The 5554-nt window shown below is 65.5% G+C and carries 9 protein-coding genes; 1 reads left to right on the top strand and 8 read right to left on the bottom strand.

Going from position 1 to position 5554, the window contains the following annotated elements; all coding sequences use genetic code 11:
• Together ACFQQD_RS13970 and ACFQQD_RS13975 are read right to left on the bottom strand one after the other, a co-directional pair.
• Positions 1-493: hypothetical protein (locus tag ACFQQD_RS13970; protein WP_378090522.1), on the bottom strand; the 493-nt coding region annotated here is incomplete at its 3' end.
• Between the two features lie 74 nt (positions 494-567).
• Entirely contained in the window at positions 568-849 is a 282-nt protein-coding gene (locus ACFQQD_RS13975) for a hypothetical protein (protein WP_378090524.1), read from the bottom strand.
• A gap of 267 nt (positions 850-1116) precedes the next feature.
• Between ACFQQD_RS13975 and ACFQQD_RS13980 the strand changes: the two genes are divergently transcribed.
• Positions 1117-1830: an SOS response-associated peptidase gene (locus ACFQQD_RS13980; RefSeq protein WP_378090526.1), complete on the top strand. Its 714-nt coding sequence runs from the start codon at positions 1117-1119 to the stop codon at positions 1828-1830.
• Positions 1831-2016: 186 nt separating this feature from the next.
• Here ACFQQD_RS13980 and ACFQQD_RS13985 read toward each other — a convergent pair whose 3' ends face one another.
• The 6 genes from ACFQQD_RS13985 to ACFQQD_RS14010 form a co-directional block, all read right to left on the bottom strand.
• Positions 2017-2457: a hypothetical protein gene (locus ACFQQD_RS13985; RefSeq protein ID WP_378090528.1), complete on the bottom strand. Its 441-nt coding sequence runs from the start codon at positions 2455-2457 to the stop codon at positions 2017-2019.
• Positions 2458-2489: 32 nt separating this feature from the next.
• Positions 2490-2882 carry a hypothetical protein gene (locus ACFQQD_RS13990; protein WP_378090529.1) on the bottom strand — a complete coding sequence of 131 codons (393 nt, stop codon included), beginning with the start codon at positions 2880-2882 and terminating at the stop codon, positions 2490-2492.
• On the bottom strand, positions 2879-3244 hold the full coding sequence (locus ACFQQD_RS13995; protein ID WP_378090531.1) for a hypothetical protein: 366 nt from the start codon (positions 3242-3244) through the stop codon (positions 2879-2881). Before ACFQQD_RS13995 ends, ACFQQD_RS13990 begins: the two co-directional genes overlap by 4 nt.
• Positions 3245-3252: 8 nt before the next feature.
• Positions 3253-3906 (bottom strand): ParA family protein, encoded by a 654-nt coding sequence (locus ACFQQD_RS14000; protein ID WP_378090533.1) that lies wholly within the window; start codon positions 3904-3906, stop codon positions 3253-3255.
• A gap of 173 nt (positions 3907-4079) precedes the next feature.
• Positions 4080-4340: a glutaredoxin family protein gene (locus tag ACFQQD_RS14005; RefSeq protein ID WP_378090535.1), complete on the bottom strand. Its 261-nt coding sequence runs from the start codon at positions 4338-4340 to the stop codon at positions 4080-4082.
• 115 nt (positions 4341-4455) lie between these two features.
• Positions 4456-5343, bottom strand: coding sequence for an ArdC-like ssDNA-binding domain-containing protein (locus ACFQQD_RS14010; RefSeq protein WP_378090537.1), 888 nt, complete (start codon positions 5341-5343; stop codon positions 4456-4458).
• Between the last annotated feature and the right edge of the window lie 211 nt (positions 5344-5554).

Consider the following 5554-nt stretch of genomic DNA (forward strand, 5'->3'; position numbering starts at 1 on the left):
CCCCGTCCCCGCCCGGGGACACCCGGTGCACCGCACCGTAGCCCAGTGCATGACGCGCGGCAGCAGCAGACGGGAACTCCCCGGACCCCTGCTGCATCGATCGGACCAAAGCCACCAGCAACTCAGCGGTCCTGGCCCTGAGACGGAATGCCCCCAGCGCCGGCAAGCAGACCAGGGCGGCCTGAGCCGCGGAACTGGTCTCACACAGCATCAACTGATCCTCATGGGCCCGGGGCAGATCCGCCAGATACAGCACGTAATCCCAACCGCGCTCATCGCGGATTCCCTGAGCCTGTTGCATCAGCGGAATCTCACCCAGACGGGTGATCGGAAGCGTCGTCCGACTCACTTCCACCTCCCACGGCACCATCGCACCGGTCTCACCAGGCTCGTCCGATAGCTCCCGGGACACATCAGCAGCCACCGATCCGGCCACCATCTCCGGCACGCCCGGATCGGCCATCAACCCGATCGTCCTCATCCGTTCAGTCATGGCTCCATCATCGAGCATCCCGTCAAACCCAGGATCATTTCACCTGCCCAAGCCGTGTCACTACGAGGAAGCTCCTATGTCTGGTGGGGCTGGCCTCGGAGTGCACGCCGCTCCAGGGCGTAGCCGAGGGCTGTCAGTGTGAGCATCCCGGCGCTGGCGAAGCGTTCGTTGATCCACACGCCCTTGATCCGCAGGACCAGGTGCGGGAATTCGGCTTGCAGGCCCTGGGCGCCGGGGAAGACGAAGCCTGCGACCATGGAAGCCCAGAAAGCGGCCGGCACCCTGGCGCCCAGGGTGGTGTCCCGGTCCGGGCCCGTGCTCTGGCGGTCCAGCGCGTAGAGCGCTCCGACTCCCAAGAGGGCCCCGAGGGTGCCCCGGATGCGATCGTCGAGGACGTCGGCTTTAGGGTGGCCCGAGTAGTTGTTGCTCTTTCGGTCGACTCTGATGGTGGACAGGGTTGCTGGTCTGCAACAGCAGATCGGCAGCGGGCAGCTGTCGGATGCCCGCGCTCAGTGGGATGGACCCCACTGAAATACGACCACTAACGACCGTTTACGGTGCGCTGACTCGGGGCTTCCCCACCTTCGGTGGCTGGAACGTCTGCACGGTGGGATGCTGTGTGCATGTGCGGTAGATACGTGATGGCTAGGAGCACCGGTGAGCTGGTAGCGGCACTGGACATAGAGCACGTTGTGGGCGAGGATCTGCGGCCGAGCTGGAACGTCGCTCCGACGCAGAACGTCCGCATCGTCACCGGACGCGGCCCCGACGGCGCAGCCCCGGGGCGTCGTTTGGAGACGGCCCGCTGGGGACTGGTGCCGGTTTGGGCCAAATCACGCAGCGTCGGATCCCGCGCGATCAACGCTCGCTCGGAAACGGTGCTCGATAAGCCCACGTTCCGCTCTGCCGCCGTGAAGCGCCGCGCGCTCGTGCCGGCCGATGGATACTACGAATGGTCCGGCAAAGCAGGTCAGAAGACCGCCACGTACCTGCATGGCCAGGACGAGGAACCCCTGTCATTCGCTGGGCTGTACGAATTCTGGCGCGATCCCGCGGTCCCCGAGGGCGGAGACGGCGAGTGGTTGATGACCACGACGATCCTGACCCGGCCCGCCACCGACGCCTTGGGCCATATCCACGACCGGACGCCGGTGATCGTGCCGGCCGAGATGCGCGATGACTGGCTCGATCCAGACCAGACGGACAAAGCGCAGATTCGGCAGCTCATAGATGCCATTCCCGACCCGACGCTGGTCCCACGGCGCGTGAGACCAGCTGTAGGCAACGTTCGCAACAACGGACCCGACCTGATCGAGCCGACCGAGGCAGACGAGTGAAGGTAATAGCCTCGATCGAACCGGTGCCCGAGGGCGGGCACCGGACCGCACCATGTGCGGGAAATCTCCGTGGACGCAGATTCCTACCATTCCGGAACCGCTGAGCTGTTCGCCCAGGTCCCGGATGGGTGGCGGATGGTTAACCCGCCCCGCGGCGACTACTGACAACCGCTTTCAGACACCGGATCAGTCGACGGACCGGAACCGGCCCCGGGCGACCGTCTGCTGGTACTGGGGTCCTGCCCCGAACTGGCCTCGACAGGCGGCGGAGAGATGTACTGAACCCTCCCCGAACTGGGCCAGGGCGTCCTCGTAGAGCATGCTCATCTCCGGCTCGTTGCCTTCTTTGGCCCAGTGGGCCAGAACGTCCAAGATGATCCGGTTATCGCGCACGTCCTCCCAACGGGTCGGCCGGTAGGCCGGCGCGGGGGGCCGTGCACCGTCATCCTCCGGAGGGGCGACCACTCCCCCGCCGTGGCGAACGGACGATTGAAACTCGTCACCGAACCTCGGGCCGCTATTGGGGACGACCGGCGACTCGGGGCCGGGCGCTGCGGTGCCAGCCACCGCCAGGCCCTGGCCGTAGACGCCCGTTCCGGAACCACCACCACGCTTTGCCCATGCCATCCGTCGAGCGTAGTCCCGCCCACGGACGCGGTTTAGAGGGCCGCATCGTTATCGCCTTCCTTGGGCGTGGGTTGGGGATACCAGCGGACAGCGCCGTTGGCGGCCATGAGGGCTTGGGTGGCCTCGGACAGCGCGGACGCGGCTTGGCGGAGCCCGCTGGCGGCCGCCGCGGTGCCGGCGCCGGTCTCCCCGTCAGCACTCGGGTCCTGGCCTTGGTAGTGAGTGCCATCCCCTGCGGCGTCGTGCCAGGCGGCGACCTGCCGGCAGATCTGGGACAGGTGGTCGGTGGTGGCGTGAAGCTCGCCCAGCAGGGCGTAGGAGTCACTGGGGACGGCGATGGTGCGGGTGGAGTGCGCCAGGGTTCGGGCGGCGGCCTCCATCTCGGCGGCAATGTCGGTTTGGCGGTGTTCTTCGTTGATGCTCACCGGTGTTCCTCTCGTGCTGCGGCAGCGCCGCCCTGAGGTATCTCACGGGCCCCCACCGAGGGAAACGGCCGCCCGTCGTTGTACTTGGCTTCCAAACGTTCGACTTCGGCCATGACGGCCCGATTCACAAACTGCGATAGGTTCCGGTTCCCCTCGGTGGTCATCGTGTAGAGGATCGCCCCACGCACCCGGGCGGTGTCCTCGGGGTCCTGGTAGAACGAGACCTTGTGCGGGTACTTCTTGGCCGGCGCAGGGTGCTGGGCGTCCTCACTGGCGGGAACAGGTGCCGGGGCCGGGCTTGGGGCGGGGCTCTTGTCCCTGTCGAGCTGCCCGACCAGGGCGGATAGTTTCGTTCGTGCCATGGGTTCTCCTATCGCTGTCCGTTGGCCCAAAGACTCGTAAGCTCCAAGGCGACGTTCTTGTAGTCGTCGATTGCGTTGAGCGTCGCCCTGGTACGTGTGTACGTGGTGACCACCTCACCGGCCAATGGCGCGTCTGAGTGCGCGATGTAGTCGCGGATGACGCCCCGGAACCGTGGAAGCCCCATCTCGTCCAGCATCTCCACGGCCTCGTCCTTGCGCCTCACGCTCGCCAGGTCTCGCCGCACACGGCTGATCAGCACCCGATACGGCAGCCCGCGCGGCTCGATGAACTCCCGGATGGTGCGCAACGCCGGTTTGACGCTCAAGGTGGCCGGCTCAATCGGGAGGACGATGAAATCAGTGTTGTCCAGGACAGCGCCCAGCACATCACGGCCCTGGAGGCTCCCCGGAGTGTCGACCACGATTACGTCGTAGTCCGCTTGACTGAGCTGCGAAAGAACCTGGGGATCCTCTTCCGAGGCGAAGTCGAAGGGCACGGACTCTCCCCCGGCTTCGGCCCAGTCTGTGGCGTTCTGCTGAGGATCGACATCGACCACCAGGACGCGGGCGTGCTCGGCAAGCACCGCGGCAAGATTCATCGCGGTGGTGGTCTTGCCGACCCCGCCTTTCTGGCCGGCTACGGCGACGACGCGGGCGCTCACCGCGCCGCCTCATCTGATGTCTTGACGAGATGGCCCGCGAGGCTGGCGGACGCGAGGTGCGCACTGGCCTTAAGCAACTTCATGGGGGGTACCTCCAATAGTTCTGACAGTACTGTCAGAGTTGTCTACTACTGACAGTACTGTCAGCGGTGATAGTGGTCAACGCCTCGGGATCAGGCGGCGTCGTTGATGGCGGCGATACGGGCGATGTTGTCGGGCCGGAAGCCGGACCAGTGGTCTTGCCCGGTGTCGTCGTTCACGACGCAGACGGGGGCCTCCGTGTAGCCGAGTTCTCCGGTGACGTACTCGTGGGCGGCGGGGTTCTGAGTGATGTCGATCTCCTCGAAGGGCACGCCCTTCTTGGTCATGTCGGATTTGGTGAGGGTGCACCGGGAGCACGTCGGTCCGGTGCTGTAGACGGTCACGGTCAGCATTGCGGGTCCTAACTCTGTGAGGGGTGACAGTACTACCAGGGGTGTGATGCTTGATACCTCTAATAGTACTGTCACCGCTACCCGTTGGCAACGGTGACAGTACTATTAGGGGTGGCTAGGCGGCCTCGGTGTCTTCTTTGGCTTCGGTGATCGCCTCGGCCAGAGTGTGTGCGGCGCGCAGCACGCGGGCCGCGGTGTCCTTGATCGTCTCGGACTCTCCCTGGCTCCAGCCGGCCACGTAGCCGATGCTGTAGGCGGTGGTGTCGAGCCCCAGGATCCCGGCGACCACATAAGCCACTGATTCTGCCTCAGTCTCCTTGATGCCTCTGTGCTCGACATACTCGGCGGGGTCCTCGTCTGCGTGAAGGATGACGTGAGCGGCCTCGTGAAGTGCGGTCTTGGCAGCCTGGGCGGGGGAGAGGTCGACGTCCACCACAATGCGCCTGCTCCCGTCGGTGGTGGTGTAACCGTTGGCTTCGCCCGCGATGCCAACACGCTCGATGGTCCAGCCCTTGCCGGTGAGGTAGTCGGTCACGGCGTCGACAATGCCGAGCGGGTCGTCTCCGGTGAGCTTGTGGGCGATCGTGCTCGGGTCCTGGGCTTCGGGGTCGATGGGGTCGGTTTGGCTCATGTCGAACACGGAGACGGGGAAGAACCGCGTTCGCCGCTGCTCTTTCTCCTCTCCGGTGTTCTCGTCCTCGACGGTCTCGGTGACGTCCCGGCCGCCGAAGATGCGGATTCCGCGTTCCCCTTTGCGGACCTGGCGGCCGAGCTTCTGCCAGGTGCGGTATCCGGCAACGTGGCTCGCCTCGGGGCACTGTGCCAGGATCAGCAACAGGTTGTTGATGCTGTAGCGGTGGAATGACTGCGCGAAGTCGAGGAATCGGGTCCAGGCTTCCGATTCTCGCAGGGCCTCGACCTGCTGGGCGATTGAGGATTGCAGGGCCTCGGCTTCGGCGCGCCGCTGCTCGGGGCTCTTGCTGTTCTTGACCTTGCGAACCATGGTTTTACCTCCGGTGATAGTACTGTCAGGGGTGCTAGGTGAGGCGTTCGGTTGGCTGCCTCGTTCCTGATAAGCGGAGCAGTGCCGGCGGAAGGAGCGGAGTGCAACCCGTAGGGCGGCGGGGGAGAGAAGTTCGGCGCGAAAGAAGGGAGCGCAGCGACCGCGTGCCGAAGTTCTCGGGGGAGCCGGCGGCGTAGCCGCTTGCACGGAG

The organism is Citricoccus sp. GCM10030269, from assembly GCF_042665635.1.
In the GTDB taxonomy this organism is placed as follows: domain Bacteria; phylum Actinomycetota; class Actinomycetes; order Actinomycetales; family Micrococcaceae; genus Citricoccus.